The sequence below is a fragment of the Bacillus sp. SORGH_AS_0510 genome (genome assembly GCF_030818775.1).
Taxonomy (GTDB): domain Bacteria; phylum Bacillota; class Bacilli; order Bacillales; family Cytobacillaceae; genus Neobacillus.
Genome location: NZ_JAUTAU010000001.1, coordinates 3,176,487 through 3,194,670 on the forward strand (window position 1 = coordinate 3,176,487; position 18,184 = coordinate 3,194,670).

Here is an 18,184-nt window from a genome sequence, read left to right on the forward strand (position 1 = left end):
CTTTATGGAAATTGACGGAGAACATGTGAATGTAGTCTATACGTGATCTAAACCTTTATCCTTCAGGTGGTTTGGGCTCGTAGAACTCGGCTACGCGACCGAAACCCTTCTCCGCCAGGGCATTTCGGGCTCATAGAGCCCGCCTACGCGACCCAAAATCTTATCGACCATCCATTTCAGGCTCATAGCTTTTTCACCCAAGGAATTTTCCATTAATATTACTTCCCACAGGATTAGTATGTCTAATAAACATAATCAATTCTTTAGTAAAATGAAAACTCGCCAATTGGCGAGTCTACATTATAACGCCTTAGCTTTATCCACGTTCTCTTCGGCTTTCTCTTTGGAGAAAAGAAAACCTGCTACGGCGATACCAACTAATACAGCATAAAACGTTACCTTCCATTCTGTAGAATGAGCAAATTCTTCACTTAAAATTGCTAATGCCGGATGTGAAAGGGTGTAGACCGCTAATTTAACGCCCACCCAACCTACGATTGTAAAGGCAGCAATTTCTAATCCTGGCTTTTTTTCTAATAGCTTAACAAAAAGGTTAGCCGCAAAACGCATGATAATAAGTCCAATGATGCCACCTGCAAAAATAACTAAGAATTTACCACCGTCCAAACCGCCAATATTAGGAAGAGGCGTATCTGGAAGAACGACTGCCATTGCCACAGCAGCCAGAATTGAATCAACCGCAAAGGCAATATCTGCGATTTCTACCTTTAACACCGTACTCCAGAATCCACTAGTTTTTTGACTTCCTTTTGTTGTTTCTTCTGCTTTTCCCTTTATCAACTTTCGGAAAACATGATTACCCGCCATAAATAACAAATATAGTGCGCCAATCGCTTGGACCTGCCATACATCTACAAGGAATGAAATGACAAATAATGATGCAAAGCGGAATACAAATGCGCCTGCTAAACCATAAAATAAAGCTTTTTTACGTTTTTCTTCAGGAAGATGTTTTACCATGATAGCCAAAACTAACGCATTATCCGCCGCTAAAAGTCCCTCTAGCGCAATAAGAACAAGTAAAACCCAGCCATACTCCAGTAAAATAGATACATCCATAAATAACTCCTCCTCTTAGGTACGTTTTTCTAAGATACTCCCTAGCGCCAAATAAAAAGGCCTTTACTGATAACAGTAAAGGCCTTAAAAAACCACACAAAAAGACCTTTACAGTAAAGTAAAGGTCTTGCTAACAACGTCCATGTTGCCAATAAAGCCGGAGAAACTTGTTCTCGAAATGACGACTTTATTGTAGCAGCTACTCCCCTTTAAAAAGGAAATATTCTATTACTAATAATATATTAAACTTTTAATAAAATGTCAATGTAGAGTTAATATAACCTTTGTTTATAACCTTCATGGAGACTTGCTTCCACTTCGTCTACAGTGACATCATCAAGTTTGGCATGATCAGTTAAAATTTTGGCAGCTCTCGGTAATGATTCTTTCTCGATCCAGCTTTCAGGCTGCCAGAGCCCCGAACGTATTAAGGCTTTGGCACAGTGGATAAAGCACTCCACTACTTCTACTGCAATCCCAATAACGGGCACCTTCCCCTTTGCAGCCATCTTTTCTAATAACTCTTCATCTGTCACAAGACACGCTTTCCCGTTGACACGGAGGGTTTCACCCAGACCAGGGATGAAAAATTGCAAACCAACATACGGATTTTCTAAAATATTTTTCATCGAATCCACTCTTTTGTTTCCAGGTCTTTCAGGTATGATGAGCTGTTTTTCATTCATAACCAATACAAAGCCAGGCTGGTCTCCGCGCGGTGATACATCACAACTTCCGGATCCATCTGCAGTGGACATGACCAAAAATGGGGACATGCTAATAAAATCTTTGCAATTCTCATCTAAATGATGAATCACCTTTTTTTGTGCTCTTTCGCTAGGAGTACCCATTAAAGCCAGAAGTTCCTCCTGTGTGGTTATCAACTTATTAAAGCTAAGAGTTTCCTGCATACTTAATCATCCTCTATAGTTCGTAAACTTCCGTATATTTGTTCTCTAGATACTCTACGAGATAGTCTGCATTTAACTCCTCACCTGTTACCTTCACAATTAATTCATTAGGGGTATAAAGCTTCCCAAAATGATGGATTTTTTCTTTTAACCATTCCTGTATGAGATCAAACTTACCATTTTCAATATGGTCTTGGAATTCCGGTACCTCTTTCTGAATGGTTCGGAGGATTTGTGCAGCATAAAGATTACCTAATGAATACGAAGGAAAGTAGCCGATTCCTCCGAAGGACCAATGAACATCTTGAAGAACACCTTCAGTATCCGTATTTGGTGTAATGCCAAGATAGTCCTGCATTTTTTGGTTCCAAATCGATGGAAGATCTTTAACTTCAATTTCTCCGCCAATTAATGCTTTTTCAATTTCATAACGCAGCATGATATGAAGATTATATGTTAACTCATCTGCTTCCACACGGATAAACGAAGGCTGTACTGCATTTACTGCACGATAGAATTCTTCAACCGAAATATTTTCCAACTGTGTAGGGAAATACTCTTTAAGCTTCGGATAAAAATAAGTCCAGAATTCCTTACTGCGCCCAACCATGTTTTCTAAAAATCTAGATTGGGACTCATGAATACCAAAGGAAGCACCACTTTGCAGAACCGACTCTTCAAATGCTGGATTCACGTGCTGTTCATAGATACCATGTCCTGCCTCATGAATGGTCCCAAATAATGCTGAACGAACATTCTTTTCCAAATAACGTGTTGTTAAACGCACATCTCCCGTATTTACCGTTTGAGCAAATGGATGAACCGTTTCGTCTAGTCTTCCCGCATTCATATCAAACCCAATAATCGGAAGGATAAAGCGGTTGAATGCTTTTTGTTTTTCAATGTCAAAGGATTGATTAAAAACCTCCACATTGGTTGGCTTTCCATTTTGCTTTATTCGTTCTAATAACTTCACACTAGATTCTCTTAGTTTTGCAAACAATGGGTCTAGTGTTTTTACTGTTAATCCAGGCTCAAATTCATCTAACAATGCATCATATGGATGCTCCTCGTAACCATAAATTTCAGCAAACTTCCGTTTGTAATCCACAATTTTCTCTAAGTAAGGAAGGTAATGAGCAAAATCATTATTTTCCCTTGCTTCCTCCCACGCATCATTTGCTTGAGCTGTTAAAATGCTATATTCCTGAAAGAGGTCAGCAGGGATGCTTTTTGATTTTTGATAGTACTCTTTATACTCTCTTACCTTTGCTCTTGTCACTTCGTCCAATACTTCTTGGTTCTCATTAGACGATAGGGTTTCTAGCAGCTTCCCCATCTCCTCTGAGACCGAAAGCTTAAATACTTCGGTTCTAAGTGTACCCGTTGCTTTTGCAAAAATGCTTCTGCCCTTTTTAGGAGCCATGACCTTTTGATCCCAATCTGCTAAACCTATAATACTTGAAAAATGAGTGATTTTTTCATCTAACGCTTTAAATTGCTCCAACGCTTCTTGTACGGTTAAATCTACTACTTTTTGTTCCATTATGTAGACCTCCTTCTATCTCCCTATGTCTTAAGATGTTACTAGTTGTGCATTAACATCTTTATTAATTATAAATTAAAAATTCAAATTAGGGTAAATATTAGCAAATATTTTCATAGACAATAATTTGGAAAACTCGACCAAATAAGGCATAATATATAAATATATAGGTTGTAAATAAAAGGAAGTGTCACATTTGGAGAAACCCAAAAAGAAAAAATCCCATTTCCCTTTTCGTTTAAATATTCTTTTTTTTAGTGTCTTTTTATTGTTTTCCATCCTAATTTTACGTCTCGGCTTTGTTCAAATTGTGCATGGGGAAAACTTTAAACGCGATTTAGAAAGAAAAGAAGATATTATTGTTAGTCACCCTGTTCCAAGAGGGAAAATGTTTGATCGTGATTTTAAAGTGGTGGTAGATAACATCCCAAAGAGCGCCATAACTTTTACAAATGAGGGGTTTACACAAGCGGAAATGCTGGACACAGCAGAAAAGTTAGCACAATTTATTGAAAAAGATACTAAGAAAGTAACAAAAAGAGACATGCAAGATTTTTGGATGATGAAACATTCAAAAATCGCAGACGCCAAAATCACAAAAAAAGAAAAAGCTTTATACGAAGCTAAACAATTATCGGATAAAGATCTATATAGATTAAAATTAAGTCGAATCACTGACCCTGAACTACAGACATTAACCACCGATGATCTAGAGGTTCTTGCCATTTACAGGGAATTTATTAGTGGCTATAAGTTTACACCGCAAATTGTTAAAAATGAAAATGTATCCGAAAAAGAATTTGCCGTTGTAAGTGAAAATCTTCAATCCCTTCCAGGCGTTGAAACAACGACAGACTGGGATCGCTCCTACGGTTTTAATGAAACATTGAGGTCTGTTTTAGGAAAAGTAACCAAACCTGATGAAGGTCTGCCGGCAGACCAATTGGATTACTTTTTAGCAAGAGGTTACAGTCGAAATGACCGTGTAGGAAAAAGTCAGTTGGAAATGCAATATGAAGATGTTTTACACGGGTATAAATCAAAAATAAAAAACATTACCGATAAGACGGGAAGTGTCATTGAAACACAACCCGTGACAACTGGAAAGAAAGGAAAAGACCTTGTCCTAACAATCGATATGGACTTACAAATGGCTGTCGATAAAATTATTGAAGAAGAATTGTGGGCAGCAAAAAAATCTCCTGGTACAGCTTTAACCGATCGGGCCTATGTTGTGTTAATGGACCCACATACAGGTGAGATACTAGCGATGTCTGGTAAAAAAATAGTAAAGAACTCAGACAATGGTAAAGTAGAAATGATTGATGATGCACTTGGAACGTTTACAACTACATACAACGTGGGGTCTGCCGTAAAAGGGGCAACCATTCTAACTGGCTATAAAACTGGAGCCATTTCTCCTGGGACGGTGTTTGATGATACAGGAATAAAAATTAAAGACACTCCTATCAAGAAATCCTATTCCTATTTGGGAAGATTAAATGAAATCGATGCTTTGAAAAAATCTTCAAACGTATATATGTTCCATACGGCCATACGGATTGGGAAAGGGCATTATGAGTACGATAAACCATTAAATTTCACTAACCCAAAAGCCTTTGAAACGATTAGAAATTCATTTGCCTCCTTTGGGCTGGGAACAAGAACAGGAATAGATTTACCAAATGAGCAGTCAGGATTTAAGGGGCAAAGTAGGCTCCCAGGATATTTACTTGACCTAGTTATTGGACAATACGATACTTACTCAGCAATGCAACTTGCGCAATATGTCTCAACCATCGCAAATGGCGGGTACAGAATGCAGCCACATATAGTAAAACAATTTAGAGAACCTGCTAGTGACGGTGAGGAGGTCGGGGCAGTATCGCAAGAAATTTCTCCTGTTGTACTCAATACCATTGATGCAAAAAAACAATGGATGGACCGAGTTCAATCTGGATTCAGGAAAGTGATGCAGGAGCCAGGTGGAACGGCAACTAAGTTTTTCACTGGTGTCCAATATTCACCTGCAGGAAAAACAGGAACGGCAGAAGCCTTTTACGATGGTCCCTTAAGAAGTCAATTTGGGAAAGAGCCTCCACCTGTCATGAATTTAAGTTTGGTAAGTTATGCACCAAGCAATAATCCAGAAGTGGCAATGGCCGTGATTGTTCCTTGGGCCTACCAAGGAACGGTAGACAACAGAGCCAATTTGAAAATTGGCCGTAAGGTTCTTGATACGTATTTTCAGCTTAAGAATAAATAGAGGAGCCTAATCTGGCCCCTCTATTTATTTTTTAGAACTGATTTTACTGCCTTTTCAATTTCAAAATAACTGGTGCAGCGGCAGATATTTGATTCCAGCCATTCTTTAATAGTCTTATCATCTGCATGTGGGTGCTGCGTAATTAACGAATGACAGTTCATAATGAATCCCGGAGTACAGTACCCACATTGAAATGCAAAGTTTTCAATAAAAGCCTGCTGAATCGGTGTGCCTTTCAATCCCTCAATGGTAGTGACCTTTTTTCCAACAGCCTCAACGGCTAACATTAGACAAGATTTCATTGGCCAACCGTCGATGTTTACCGTACACGCCCCACAGTCCCCGTTTAAACAGCCTGGTTTCGAACCTGTCATTCCAAATTTGCCACGTAGTGTATATAAAAGGGTATCGGCAGAACGAACTGTGGTCATCTGATTTTCACCGTTGATATTTAACGTAATGTTGTGTGATTTCACGCTATCTTCTCCCCTTTATTACCTTCAACCGCTAACTCCATCTAGTGCATCAATCACATCTATTAATATATTTCGTAAAACAAATAATCTATAATCTGCGGAACCTTCGATATCGTCTAATATCGGGTTTGGTAGGACCGAAAGCGCCCTATCAACTCTTCCTTCTGCTGTGAGTACCTTGGTATTTAGCGATTCCTCAACCTCACTCGAACGAAAAGGAAATGGGCATAACCCGCTGACAGCTACACGAATTTTCTGTGCTATTTTTAAGGCAGCAACGGTAATCAGCGGATACCCAGTCTCCCATTGCTGCCTCCTTTTCCTGCTAAAATAGGGTGCTGTTACAAAGCGATTATCAGTAACTATCTGTGCTAAAAATTCACCTTCGTCTAATTGTAACTGTCGATTAAAAACATCATGAATCATTACCATTTTTTCTCCTTCAGGACCTGCAATTAAGAGCTGACTGTCAGCAAGTAAAAATGGAAGAACTGCTTCTCGATAAAAAATTCTTGCACAAATATTTCCGCCCAACGTTATTTTTCCACGAGCTGTATGGTCAGCTACCTCACTAGCTGTTTTCGTCAAAAGTGGGAAAAGATTCCGTTCTTCCACTCTTGTAAGAGAGAGTGTGCTGCCAAGCAGTACTTGCTTTCCACTTTCCTCCATAATCGTACAATCAGGTATTCCCTTTATATCAATCACAGCCTCAGTATAGGCCAAATCAATGCGGCCGAGGGTGATTAATTCTGTTCCACCAGAAAAGTACATAGGCTGCTTTCCCTGCTGGTTGAGATACTGATAAAGCTCGACAGCTTCTTGTAACGTTTCTGGTTTAAAATAATCAAAATCAAAGGGAAGCATTTACTTATTCGCCTCCTTTGCTCGCCAAATTAATTCAGGAATTAGCGGTAAATGATGAAGAGATACGCCTGCAGCTGTAGACAGCGCATTCCCAAGCGCCCCTGGCATTCCCATTAACCCATGCTCCCCTACACCTCTTGCTCCATAGGGTCCATCAAGCTGCGGTGTTTCCACAAATCCAACCAAGTATTCCGGATTCTCACCGTATCTGAGCGGACGATAGGTTCGAAGTTGCGGATTTAATACGCGGCCTAACTCGTCAAAATAAAATGTTTCCCTTCCCGCAAAAGCAAGCCCCATACTCATCGCACCCATTACTTGCCCTAGAGCTGCTTTTTCATTTAACACTTTTCCAATGTCTACTACAGTAGCCGCTTTAAGTAGTCGATAAGTATAATCCCTTTTGTCAAACTCTACTTCAACCCCATATGCGGCTACCGTCCATTCTGGCCCGGGTCTTCCAGCCCCAGTCTCAGGGTCCAGGTGTGAAAGATGTCGTAAAATAAAATTCCCCTTTCCAATGATTTGTCCTCCAATAGAGTTCCCATTCGGGTACTCATACCCATAGCCTATTTCCTTAAAATCAAGTCCAACTGTTGGATCATCTCTTAGATAAACACGGCTGTTCCCGACGACAAAGTCCTCTTTAGGAGCTCTTAATACTGCGGAAGCAATATCTATTAACTGTCTGATCACATCATCGGCTGCTTCCAGTACAGCCCTTCCCGCCATAAACGTTCCTCTGCTAGCAACTGTTTTCCAGTGCTCTGGAGTCGTCTGTGTGTCCACTTCCATCCGGACATGGATTTTCTTTATATCCATTTTTAAACGCTCAGCTAGTATTTGGGCAAGAACGGTTTTAGTTCCTGTACCAATTTCAATAACACCTGACATTAAGTTGATACTCCCATCAGGATTAAACGTTAATATTACTCCTGAGGGTGCATTGGGATCTATTGTTGAGGTTTTCCAACTACAGCTAACGCCCTTCACTCGAATGTAACGCTCATTTATTTCTTTGATTGCCCCTTCATCCCAGTTAATTAAATCTCTCACTCTTTCAATACATTTTTGTAGATTACCAACATTACTTTTATTCAATCGCACTCTTGTCGGTGTAGTATGACCTGGCATAATCGCATTTATATATCTTAATTCAAGGGGATCCATCCTTAATTTCTGAGCAAGCAAATCCATTGTTCTTTCGATCGCAAAAGAAAGCTCAGAATGACTAAAGCCCCTAAACGGTGCCGCGTAGGGATGATTGGTATACATACAGTAAGAATCGCACCAAACATTTTCAATATTATAGGGCCCAGTACAGTCCGCAGCTCCTGCTCTTGTTAAATCATTTGCTTTATCAGAATAGGCACCAGCATCCCATAAAAATCGAATCTCAGCAACCTTGATTTTCCCCGTTCGATCGGCTCCCAATTTAATGAAAGCATCTAAACCGATATGACATGGTGAAGTGAGTATATCCTCTTCTCTCGTATTTAGTATTTTTACGGCTTTACCTCCCACTTCCTTGGAAGCCAAGTATGCAAGAATTTCAAGCTGAACGGATGCCTTTCCTCCATATGCTCCTCCAACCAAGGGCGTTTGGACAATAATTTTGCCAATATCCTCGCCGAAATAGTCAGAAATAAGCCTTTTTACCATAAACGGCGCCTGTGAAGAGGTAGTAATAAGAATATGCCCATCCGGCATGATCTCTGCGGTGGCACATCTAGTTTCCATTGCTGCATGATCAGACGGGGCAAAGGAGAAGGTCGCCTCCACTACCGCTTCGCTTTCATTCCACCCTCTTTCCATGTTACCTTTCCGAATTTTTATATGTGTAGCAATATTCGTATTAGGTACGGGATACACATATTTTTCTTTTTTGTATTCACCTAACCGCTCATGAACCAAAGGTGCATCCTTTTGAAACGCTTGTGTTGGAGAATTAACAACGGGCAGCAATTCATATTGGACCTTAATAAGGTCTGCTGCCTTTTTAGCTTGTGCAGGCGTATCAGCCACAACGAGTGCAACCGGTTCACCGTGATACCGGACCTTATCAACGGCAATAGGCGGACGATCCCGAATCGCTTCTCCTGTAAGAGGAAATTGCTGACCAGCAAGAATTGCTCTAACACCAGGAACCGCCCATGCATCTGTAGTATCGATATTCACAATTCTTGCATGACCATAAGGGCTAATAACCATTTTTGCAGATAACATGGGCAAAGAATGGTAGTCATGAGTATACTTTGCTCTGCCTGTAACCTTATCAAGTGCATCCTTACGAATAACACTCTTCCCAAGAATCTCCACTGTCACCCCTCCCATCGCTTATGTGATTGCCATTTTTCCTTAAGATATTGATAATCCTCCATTGTGTCCACATCAAAAAAACAATCATTCCCATCAGCAATCAGGTGTTTTCCGATTCCCCTTTCTCGACCACGGATGATTTCACGGGCTCCTTGATCTCCTTCTAGCCTCTCAATGAAAGGAAAAAGCTTCCTGCTCATTAATAAGGGTGGTTTTGCTATCCCATTGTGCGTATAGGATATATAGTCATAGTCCTGAAACTCAGAAAACTCCTCAACTAATCGATTAATCATTTGAACCGTGATGTTTGGCTGATCCGCTAATATCACTAACACTCCAGCTGCACCTAACTGTGAAGCCGCACGCACTCCTACTTTAAGAGAAGCACTAAGTCCTTCATCCGCATGTTGGCATTCTAGCAATCTCCAACCCTTCTTTTTTGAAAAAGGAGTAAACCAATGAAGTGAATCACCCTTTCGCGTGACCGCGATGGTAACATCTAAATTGGAATCGAGTGCCGCCTCAAAAGCCATGCTACCTACAAACCTATTTCCAAGTGGTAAATTAAGCTTGGAACACCCCATCCTGCTACTTCTACCTGCTGCCAGAAAAATTCCTACTAGTCGGGGATGGTCCATAAAAGCTCCACACGCTCATGTCTTGGCGTTCTCCATACCTCAATCATTTCGGCAACGATGCTTACTGCAATTTCATCAGGACCTACGGCTTTAATAGGTGTACCAATAGGCGAATACAGCCATGGTGGAATGTCTTCCCCATTTAGCAGCCTTTTCGTCCTTTCACTTGGTCCTAATACACCTAAATAGCGGATATTTTCATGTAGTAAGTGGTGGAGAAATTCCTGGTCCCGATGGAAATGATGAGACATAATCACTGCGAAATCGTATGGCGAGAAGGATAGTTGTTCAATTAATTCATTTGGAGTTCCAATTAAGTGAAGATCTGCTTTAGGAAAATTACTCTTTTGACAAAATTCTTTACGCCAATCACAAATAATAACCGAAAAACCGGTTTCCACAGCCAGTGCGACAAGAGGTTTGGCATCAGGTCCAGCTCCAAATACTATTAGACGGGGTTTAGGTTGGAAGGTATGTTGAAAAATAGAAAATTCCGTCATAATGCCGCTCTTAGATGTAAACTCAAGGACTGGAATATTTCCAGACCAATTCCCAAACGACGCACCTTCTTCCTCAATAAACACATACTCCCCTAATTCATCTAATCGCTTTAATACAATCACAGGTTTTTGACTGTTTAATAACTTTTTTACAAACTTAAAATCCTCGACTAATTGATCCGTCACAGGCTCCAGCAGGATATCGATCGTGCCATTACAGCCTGCCCCCTGTCCCCAGCCTAAATCGCTCTCCTCACTTAAGTCGTACTGAAGAATCTCCGCCTCTTGCTGCATCATCACTTTTCTTACGCGTATGGATAAATCCGTTTCCAAACAACCAGCACTTAACATTCCTTTATAGGAACCGTCCTCAAAAAAAATCATTGATGCTCCTTCCTTCTTATAGGCAGAGCCATTGACACGAATAATCGTTGCTAATACCTTCTCTCCTTCCTGCTCCATTACATCTAAAATTGGATATATATCATCCATAGAAGTCCCCCACTTCAAACAGAAAATTTCTAGTTTATTTATATTAATAAGGAAGCTATTCCTAGAATGATTAATTTTTCGTCCTCTTCTTTCATAATCATTATTAATTAGCAGCTAGGAGGAGAGTATATGATGAAGCTCTTGAAATTTAAAGATCTGCTGTCCATTCCACCAGTATTAAAACCCAAATGGAAAACAGCGGATTATACGTATTATGAAGTCAGTATGGTAGAAAAAATGCAGTCTCTGCATAGTGACTTACCTAAAACAAAGGTGTGGGGATATGAAGGAGTATACCCAGGACCAACATTTGAAGTAGAATCTGGTGAAAGAGTATATGTCAAGTGGCTAAATAAACTCCCAGACCATCATCTTTTTCCAATTGATCATACGGTTCATGGTGCCGAAAAGGAGAAGCCTGCTGTTCGAACAGTTGTTCACCTTCATGGCGGCAGGACGGAGCCTGCTAGTGACGGGTACCCGGATGCTTGGTTCACAAAAGATTTTCATGTGACTGGTCCTTTTTTTGAAAAATCTGTCTATGAATATGGTAATCAACAAAGCTCGAGAGCTCTTTGGTACCACGACCATGCCATTGGATTAACGCGACTGAATATTTATGCGGGTCTTGCAGGATTTTATTTTATCCGTGACAGTCATGAACGTTCTTTAAATCTACCTTCAGGATCATTTGAAATACCACTCCTTCTTCAAGACCGCTCTTTTCACGAGGATGGTTCATTGGCTTATCCCAGTCAACTGGAGGATCATCCATCTGGCATTCAGCCCTCTATTATACCCTCCTTCTTTGGAGATACAATTGTTGTTAACGGGACCGTTTGGCCCTACTTAGAAGTCGAACCTAGAAAATATCGATTTCGTTTCTTAAATGCATCCAATGCACGCTTTTTCCGATTAAGCCTTGATTCAAGCCAGCTTTTTTATCAAATTGGCACAGATAGTGGATTTCTGGAACGGCCCATTGGTGTGAAAACCTTACTGATTGCACCAGCAGAAAGAATGGACATTATTATTGACTTCAGCAATATGGAGGGTCAGACGGTTCTTTTGAAAAATGACGCTCCAACACATTTCCCGTCTGGAGAACCGACGGACCCGGATACAACAGGAAGCGTAATGCAGTTTCGCGTAACTAAACCACTATCGATGATTGATACGAGTGTCATCCCTGCCTATTTAGGCCCTATTCCTACCTTAGAGTCATCAAACGTAAATAAAACTAGATGGTTGGAGTTAGGTGAAGAAAAGGATTCATACGGCAGACCTTTATTTCTCTTAGATAAGAAAAAATGGGATTTTCCGATAACAGAAAATCCGCAGGTTGGTTCTACTGAAATATGGAGTTTTGTGAATACAACTGAGGATGATCACCCTATTCATATCCATTTGGTTCAATTTCAAATTCTTGACCGCCGCCCCTTTAATGTAAAGCTTTTTAACCAAACTCAAGAAATAAGTTATACCGGTGCCCCAATCCCCCCTGAGTGGGGAGAACGCGCCTGGAAGGACACTGTAAAATGTCCACCTGGGCATGTCACCCGAGTCATTATTCCGTTTTTTCCTTATACTGGTCAGTACGTGTGGCATTGTCACATGCTGGAGCATGAGGATTACGAAATGATGCGTCCGTATATTATTCTTCCATCGAATTCGCTTTAGGATTTAAGAGTACTCCCGTTTTATTTACTAACAAAATGGTTTCAGTATATAGTGCAACGTGAAATTGATGTGGTTCGAGGTTAGGTGATAAGCTTACCCTCAATGTTCCACCAGGATGTTCATTCGGTTCATTGCTATTAAATAGTGGTTCAAGTGCCAGAAGTTGTTTTGACCAATCCAGTTGATGATTGGAAGCTAGAGTACCCGCTTTTGCCCATTCCGTAAATATTTGAATAACAGTGGCGCAATACGTGTATCCGTACGCTTGTAGAGAAATTTTATCTTTATATCCTTGAAGATTCTTTCTTGACTTACCAGCAAACGGATTGTAAGTAAGACTTTCCTCCGCATCTTGCACGACATTTTTCATTTGGTGTAGCTCCTGCAGCAATTGATTGACTTCTTGTTGCAATGCACTCCCTACTTTTTGATCTAAGCCTGTTTCAATCCAATGGGCAACTCGGTTCAATAACGTTGTGAGTTGGTGTGAAAAATGATGAATCGTTTTTATAGCTTGTTTTGTAAAATTGGGTGGAATTATAAACATATGGACAATAACGGCAATAATTGCCCCTATTAACGTGTCACGAAAGCGGTCAATGGGATAGTCAGATGATTTTTGTTCTAACACAAAGACTAAAAGTACAGTTAATGCCAGCTGGTGAATAACGGTTTCATCTCTCTTAAGCCATTTGGCAATAAAACAACCTACTAAGATTAAAAGTCCTAATGTCCACCCATTTACGCTTAAATAAGGTGATAAAAGAACCGTAATACATATCCCAATAATCGTTCCCACCATCCGGTGATAGGAGAATTGTATTGATTGATTAATTGTTGTTTGCAAACAAAGAATAACTGAAATGGGTGCTAAATAAGGATGATTAGAGCCTGCCAATTTTGCAATCTCCCATGACAAGGCAGATGCCAATGCCATTTTCCATATCAAATGGGTTTTATTCTCCAATTGCTTCTTGATCTGCTTATTCTTTACCATTGGGGACCTGTCTCCTACTTAACTAATTAGAGATAGTGTTCCCTACCATTCGTTTCTACAATCTCACTAAATTACAATATACCCATTTAAAATAGCCTGTAATAAGGCGTAGCAAAGCTCCGAATCATTCATTTTATTCTCTTTCACTTGATTGACACACTCTTCTATCTTTACTTTTTTTACTTTGATCTTCTCATGGTCTTCGAGCTGCTGGCTTCGTTTAATTCCAACTTCCTCCGTAAAAAAAACGTGTGTAATTTCGTTTGTTCTCCAAGATGCGGGTTGCAGTTTTCCTAAGTAATGGATTGTCCCACATTGATACCCAGTTTCTTCAAGAAATTCACGTCTTGCAGCAGATTGTAGTTCTTCCCCTTTTTTCACACCACCACCGGGCAATTGCTGAACAATCGTTCCCACAGGTCTTCTATATTGCTCAATAAGTATGAAAAAATCTTTCTCCTTAGCCAACATTACAACCCCGTCATTTTCTTCTAGTTCGAAATAGGGTCTATGAAATTCATCCTCTTTCAGTTTCATTCCTTCTAATTCAATCAACGTTATATCTCTTTCCATAGATGCCTCCTTTTAATTCTTCTTTATTTGCATATTTTATCACTTTTTCCACATTATTTTGGTATATTAAGGAAGGATATGATTAGATTATACAAAAATTAAAAACAACTTGAACATAGTGAAGGATGAACTCATGAAGAAGAATCGTACTTTATTTTTATCAGCGGTTGCAACTGGAACGATGTTAAATCCGCTCAACTCGTCAATGATCGCCTTAGCCTTACATAGTATTCAAAAGGATTTTCAGCTATCCTTTGCCACTGTATCCTGGCTTATATCTAGCTTTTACCTAGCGAGTGCTGTTGCTCAGCCAGTAACCGGGAAAATTGGAGATTTATTTGGTAGAAAAAAGACTTTTTTAACTGGACTTGTCCTTGTTGCACTTTCCGCTCTTGGTGCACCACTATCATCCTCTTTTCTTCTATTACTAGGTATGAGACTTATTCAATCAATCGGCAGCAGCGCTATTTACCCCTCCGGTATGGCGTTAATTCGAGACAATATCAAGGACCGTCAAGCATCCGCTCTTGCCGTCCTTTCGATTTTTGCTTCAGCAATGGTGGCGCTTGGTCCAACAATAGGAGGTTTCTTAATTGTTTGGGGAGGCTGGCCTGCCATTTTTTGGGTGAACTTCCCGTTTATCATCATAAGTTTTCTACTAGGATGGTACATGTTCCCTAAAGATATAAAAAAGGATAAAGAGCATATAAAAAGTTTATTATCTACTATGGATTTTATGGGTATGTTCTTCTTTGCAGCAGGAATGGTTTTCTTTTTGTGGTTCCTATTATCCTTTGAAGCGAAGGTCCATTATTTATCAGGTATTGCTGGTATCCTGTTCTTTTGTCTCTTTGTCTGGAGAGAGTTAAAGGTAAAGGAACCATTTATCGATATTCGAATTTTCAAATCCCACCCCCAACTATCAATGGTGTATGTTCAGTTTATTTTATTAAATATCTTTTTTTATTGTTTATTTTTTGGACTGCCTAGCTACTTTCAAGAGGTGTTAGGGTTAACTGTTGAAAAGAGTGGATTATTAATGCTGTTTATGTCAGGCATCAGCATTGTTATTTCTTCTGTGACTGGGAAATGGATTGACAAAAAAGGGGTATACCAGCCTATTATCATTGGATCTTTTCTCTCCATTGTTGGAGGGTTCACCTTTACTTTGTTTTTTGTTGGTTCTTCATATTGGGGAATCGGAATCATTCTATCGATCATGGGATTAAGCTATGGTATTGGTAATGTGGTGCTTCAAGTAGCGATGATAAAAGAGAGTCCAAAAGAGATAGTGGGTACCACATCAGGACTGTTTCAAACCTGCAGGTACTTAGGCTCCATCTTATCCTCTATTATACTTGGTTTAATTTTTGGAGAAGAAATCTCAGCAGAAAGCATGAAAGTGATTGGAGCTGTCCTGATCATAACTGGTATAATCAGTTTTTTAATGAGCTTATGGTTTGCAAGAGATACCTTGCATTTTAAGAAAATGAAACATGTGTAGTTAATTATATTCGAGGCTGACCTTATAATTATAAAGGTCAGCCTCATTTAATTGGATGTGTTTTTGTTTGCTGCCATTAACTTCTTTATGTGATCCTTTGGGTCCCAGCAATTAAATTTATAATTTGATTGCGTTGGATACCCTAAGCGGCCACAGAAATAAACAATTTTCTGTCCTGTCTTGTCTATCTTAAAGTGCGTGCATGTGGCACAGCAATGGTAATCCTTCATGCTTGTCACCTTTCTTAAACTATTAATCTTTCCTTCATAGTTTTTTCATATTTATCAACTATTATAATAATAGGTTCACGGAAGAACCTTTAACCTCCGCCCCCCTTAATATATAGGATGTACAGCCCGGCACTTGTGCCGGGTATTTTTTTGTTCGGACAGTATTTCTTTAATATGTACTAACATTGTCGGAAGTTGCATCCTGTTAAGACAATCTTTCTCTCGAATGAACCATCTCTGTCAGAAGTCCCCTCATCTTCGGAATCGATTTACTTAAATTAACTACACCTGTCCAAATTTGCTCCCAGTTAGAATAGGATGAAAAACTGCTTAAAAGTACAGTAACGATAAAATAAGATAAACCGCGGTTCCCCACATAATGATGGCTGAAATTTTATTTAAAATCACGATGAATCTCCCCGTATGATCAAGCTTCCCGACAACCCTTCCCACTAAGGACAGTCCAAAAAACCACACCCATGACACAAATATGCAGGAAAGTGTAAAAGAAAACTTCTCCACTCCTGTATACGACAAAGAACTAGTTCCAATCACACCGATGGTATCCATAATGGCATGAGGATTTAATAAGGAAACAGACGCGGCAAACATTACTTGTTTTCTGGGAGTAAAGGTTTGACTGTTTGCCTCTTGCATTTGTGCTTGGCTTTTCCAAGTCGAATAACCCATATAGATTAAAAACAGGACACCAATAAGTAGAAGGGTTACTTTAATCCATGGCACCCCTAAAACAACAGCTGATACCCCAAAAACGGCCAAGGAAATCAAAATTGTATCACAAATTGATGCAGTTAAAACAACAGGGAGAACATAAATCCACCTTGGTTGGATTGCTCCCTGATTAAATACGAACACATTCTGGACTCCTAATGGCAGGATCAGACCAAATGCCAGAATGAAGCCATGAAGGATTGCACTATACATCTTCTCTCTCCTATGTACATACTTTTTCTATTTTTTGGTTAACATATATACTAAAAAAGGATTTTTGCCTGTGTACCTTGTAATTGTGTTGGTTGTATATATTATTTTCGCTAAAATTTTCGTAGACTGGAAGCGATGGAAAGAGTTTTATCCAACCATTCAGTATTTTATCATATGCAACCTAGCTTATAACTTTATATTTTACAACCATACCTTATGGGCCTACAAAGCCGTAACTGTTCAATGGTTAAATCATACGATAATTGAACTTGTTTTTACCTTTTTCATAATTCCTGTAGTGATTATGATTTATCTGCAGTATTTTCCAAAAGGGAAAAAAGGGATCATTTTTATTGTGGTTTGGATTGCCTATTTTTCGTCTATAGAATATCTCTTTTACAAAAGAGGATTATTTATATACGAGAATGATTGGGGACCATTATGGTCCACTATTTTTAATACCATCATGTTTATCATTTTAAGAACTCACTATAAAAATCCCTTGGCTGCTATGCTATGTTCGATTCCCATCATCGCGATTTTACTTTTCATTTTTCACCCGATGTTGCACGAATTAAAATAAGGACGTGAGAAATTGACCAATTCTATACTCTCGCTTCCCCTATTTTTGATCCTACTTTTTTCAGTGTATGTTGCTATGGCGATCTTTTTGTATAAAAATAAAAAGTAAGGGGCTGCTGAAGTAGCAGCCCCTAGTATTAGTTTTTTCTCTCCATAAATATCTCAGGGTTACTAATTTCATGAAATCCATATTGGGAATACAGACCATGGGCATCGTTGGTACATAACAGCATCTTCCCTACATCCCTAAGGTCAGAATGCTCTGTAACAACCTCCATTAACCACTTCGATAACCCTTTCCCACGATACTCTTCCAAAACAAAAACATCCATGATATAAGCAAATCGAACAAAGTCTGTGGTTGCACGTGCAAAACCAATTTGAACAGCTGTTTCAAGTCTTGGGTCACCCTTAAATAACCCAAAACAAATAGACGAGTGTTTTATTGACTTTTCTACTAATTCAATGGATATTCCTTTGGCCCAGTAGGAATCCGTACTTAAAAACCTGTGTATGACCTGGATATCAAGATGTTGCATTTCCGTGCTGATTGTATAACCGTCTCTACTCCAAATAGACAT

At 39.5% G+C, this 18,184-nt stretch carries 16 protein-coding genes; 4 read left to right on the forward strand and 12 right to left on the reverse strand.

Translation table 11 applies throughout. From position 1 onward, the window contains the following. Window positions 1-300: 300 nt before the first annotated feature. The 3 genes from QE429_RS16320 to QE429_RS16330 all read right to left on the reverse strand — a co-directional run bounded on the left by QE429_RS16320 (window position 301) and on the right by QE429_RS16330 (window position 3,537). A complete protein-coding gene (locus QE429_RS16320) occupies window positions 301-1,080 on the reverse strand; it encodes a TerC family protein (protein ID WP_307288428.1) in 780 nt (259 codons plus the stop codon). A gap of 272 nt (window positions 1,081-1,352) precedes the next feature. Continuing rightward, a complete protein-coding gene (locus QE429_RS16325) occupies window positions 1,353-1,991 on the reverse strand; it encodes a pyridoxamine 5'-phosphate oxidase family protein (RefSeq protein WP_307288430.1) in 639 nt (212 codons plus the stop codon). A gap of 13 nt (window positions 1,992-2,004) precedes the next feature. Further along, window positions 2,005-3,537, reverse strand: coding sequence for a carboxypeptidase M32 (locus QE429_RS16330; protein ID WP_307288432.1), 1,533 nt, complete (start codon window positions 3,535-3,537; stop codon window positions 2,005-2,007). Window positions 3,538-3,733: 196 nt separating this feature from the next. Between QE429_RS16330 and QE429_RS16335 the strand changes: the two genes are divergently transcribed. Then, window positions 3,734-5,803: a peptidoglycan D,D-transpeptidase FtsI family protein gene (locus QE429_RS16335; RefSeq protein WP_307288433.1), complete on the forward strand. Its 2,070-nt coding sequence runs from the start codon at window positions 3,734-3,736 to the stop codon at window positions 5,801-5,803. A gap of 20 nt (window positions 5,804-5,823) precedes the next feature. Here QE429_RS16335 and QE429_RS16340 read toward each other — a convergent pair whose 3' ends face one another. The 5 genes from QE429_RS16340 to QE429_RS16360 are packed head-to-tail and all read right to left on the reverse strand — an operon-like array spanning window position 5,824 to window position 11,092. Beyond that, a complete protein-coding gene (locus QE429_RS16340) occupies window positions 5,824-6,279 on the reverse strand; it encodes a (2Fe-2S)-binding protein (protein ID WP_373463207.1) in 456 nt (151 codons plus the stop codon). A 24-nt stretch (window positions 6,280-6,303) separates the two neighbouring features. Beyond that, window positions 6,304-7,143, reverse strand: coding sequence for an FAD binding domain-containing protein (locus QE429_RS16345; protein WP_307288434.1), 840 nt, complete (start codon window positions 7,141-7,143; stop codon window positions 6,304-6,306). Beyond that, entirely contained in the window at window positions 7,144-9,477 is a 2,334-nt protein-coding gene (locus QE429_RS16350; protein ID WP_373463208.1) for a xanthine dehydrogenase family protein molybdopterin-binding subunit, read from the reverse strand. It lies immediately after the preceding gene. After that, the gene (locus tag QE429_RS16355) at window positions 9,465-10,100 is read right to left on the reverse strand and encodes a nucleotidyltransferase family protein (RefSeq protein ID WP_307288436.1); all 636 of its coding nucleotides are present in this window, start codon (window positions 10,098-10,100) and stop codon (window positions 9,465-9,467) included. Before QE429_RS16355 ends, QE429_RS16350 begins: the two co-directional genes overlap by 13 nt. Continuing rightward, a complete protein-coding gene (locus QE429_RS16360; RefSeq protein WP_307288438.1) occupies window positions 10,082-11,092 on the reverse strand; it encodes an XdhC family protein in 1,011 nt (336 codons plus the stop codon). The genes QE429_RS16355 and QE429_RS16360 overlap by 19 nt, the downstream gene beginning before the upstream one ends. Window positions 11,093-11,224: 132 nt before the next feature. Here QE429_RS16360 and QE429_RS16365 point away from each other — a divergent pair, with 132 nt between their 5' ends. After that, a complete protein-coding gene (locus QE429_RS16365) occupies window positions 11,225-12,772 on the forward strand; it encodes a multicopper oxidase family protein (protein ID WP_307290857.1) in 1,548 nt (515 codons plus the stop codon). On the opposite strand, the gene QE429_RS16370 is transcribed toward QE429_RS16365, so the two are convergent. Beyond that, entirely contained in the window at window positions 12,747-13,769 is a 1,023-nt protein-coding gene (locus tag QE429_RS16370; RefSeq protein ID WP_307288440.1) for an FUSC family protein, read from the reverse strand. The two genes, QE429_RS16365 and QE429_RS16370, sit on opposite strands and share 26 nt — an antisense overlap. A 66-nt stretch (window positions 13,770-13,835) precedes the next feature. After that, a complete protein-coding gene (locus tag QE429_RS16375) occupies window positions 13,836-14,342 on the reverse strand; it encodes an NUDIX hydrolase (protein ID WP_307288441.1) in 507 nt (168 codons plus the stop codon). Between the two features lie 133 nt (window positions 14,343-14,475). Between QE429_RS16375 and QE429_RS16380 the strand changes: the two genes are divergently transcribed. Then, on the forward strand, window positions 14,476-15,846 hold the full coding sequence (locus QE429_RS16380) for an MFS transporter (RefSeq protein WP_307288443.1): 1,371 nt from the start codon (window positions 14,476-14,478) through the stop codon (window positions 15,844-15,846). A 560-nt stretch (window positions 15,847-16,406) separates the two neighbouring features. Here the strand turns inward: QE429_RS16380 and QE429_RS16385 are convergent. Next, the gene (locus tag QE429_RS16385; protein WP_307288445.1) at window positions 16,407-17,021 is read right to left on the reverse strand and encodes a LysE/ArgO family amino acid transporter; all 615 of its coding nucleotides are present in this window, start codon (window positions 17,019-17,021) and stop codon (window positions 16,407-16,409) included. A 70-nt stretch (window positions 17,022-17,091) separates the two neighbouring features. Here QE429_RS16385 and QE429_RS16390 point away from each other — a divergent pair, with 70 nt between their 5' ends. Continuing rightward, the gene (locus QE429_RS16390) at window positions 17,092-17,604 is read left to right on the forward strand and encodes a CBO0543 family protein (protein ID WP_307288446.1); all 513 of its coding nucleotides are present in this window, start codon (window positions 17,092-17,094) and stop codon (window positions 17,602-17,604) included. A gap of 136 nt (window positions 17,605-17,740) precedes the next feature. On the opposite strand, the gene QE429_RS16395 is transcribed toward QE429_RS16390, so the two are convergent. Beyond that, entirely contained in the window at window positions 17,741-18,184 is a 444-nt protein-coding gene (locus QE429_RS16395) for a GNAT family N-acetyltransferase (RefSeq protein WP_307288447.1), read from the reverse strand.

Bases quoted from the DNA above. Each gene is read 5' to 3' on its own strand.
- QE429_RS16330 (WP_307288432.1), bottom strand. From the start codon at position 3,537: ATGGAACAAAAAGTAGTAGATTTAACCGTACAAGAAGCGTTGGAGCAA.
- QE429_RS16365 (WP_307290857.1), top strand. From the start codon at position 11,225: ATGAAGCTCTTGAAATTTAAAGATCTGCTGTCCATTCCACCAGTATTA.
- QE429_RS16360 (WP_307288438.1), bottom strand. From the start codon at position 11,092: ATGGATGATATATATCCAATTTTAGATGTAATGGAGCAGGAAGGAGAG.
- QE429_RS16355 (WP_307288436.1), bottom strand. From the start codon at position 10,100: ATGGACCATCCCCGACTAGTAGGAATTTTTCTGGCAGCAGGTAGAAGT.
- QE429_RS16350 (WP_373463208.1), bottom strand. From the start codon at position 9,477: ATGGGAGGGGTGACAGTGGAGATTCTTGGGAAGAGTGTTATTCGTAAG.
- QE429_RS16370 (WP_307288440.1), bottom strand. From the start codon at position 13,769: ATGGTAAAGAATAAGCAGATCAAGAAGCAATTGGAGAATAAAACCCAT.
- QE429_RS16325 (WP_307288430.1), bottom strand. From the start codon at position 1,991: ATGCAGGAAACTCTTAGCTTTAATAAGTTGATAACCACACAGGAGGAA.
- QE429_RS16320 (WP_307288428.1), bottom strand. From the start codon at position 1,080: ATGGATGTATCTATTTTACTGGAGTATGGCTGGGTTTTACTTGTTCTT.
- QE429_RS16375 (WP_307288441.1), bottom strand. From the start codon at position 14,342: ATGGAAAGAGATATAACGTTGATTGAATTAGAAGGAATGAAACTGAAA.
- QE429_RS16395 (WP_307288447.1), bottom strand. From the start codon at position 18,184: ATGTCTATTTGGAGTAGAGACGGTTATACAATCAGCACGGAAATGCAA.
- QE429_RS16345 (WP_307288434.1), bottom strand. From the start codon at position 7,143: ATGCTTCCCTTTGATTTTGATTATTTTAAACCAGAAACGTTACAAGAA.
- QE429_RS16385 (WP_307288445.1), bottom strand. From the start codon at position 17,021: ATGTATAGTGCAATCCTTCATGGCTTCATTCTGGCATTTGGTCTGATC.
- QE429_RS16380 (WP_307288443.1), top strand. From the start codon at position 14,476: ATGAAGAAGAATCGTACTTTATTTTTATCAGCGGTTGCAACTGGAACG.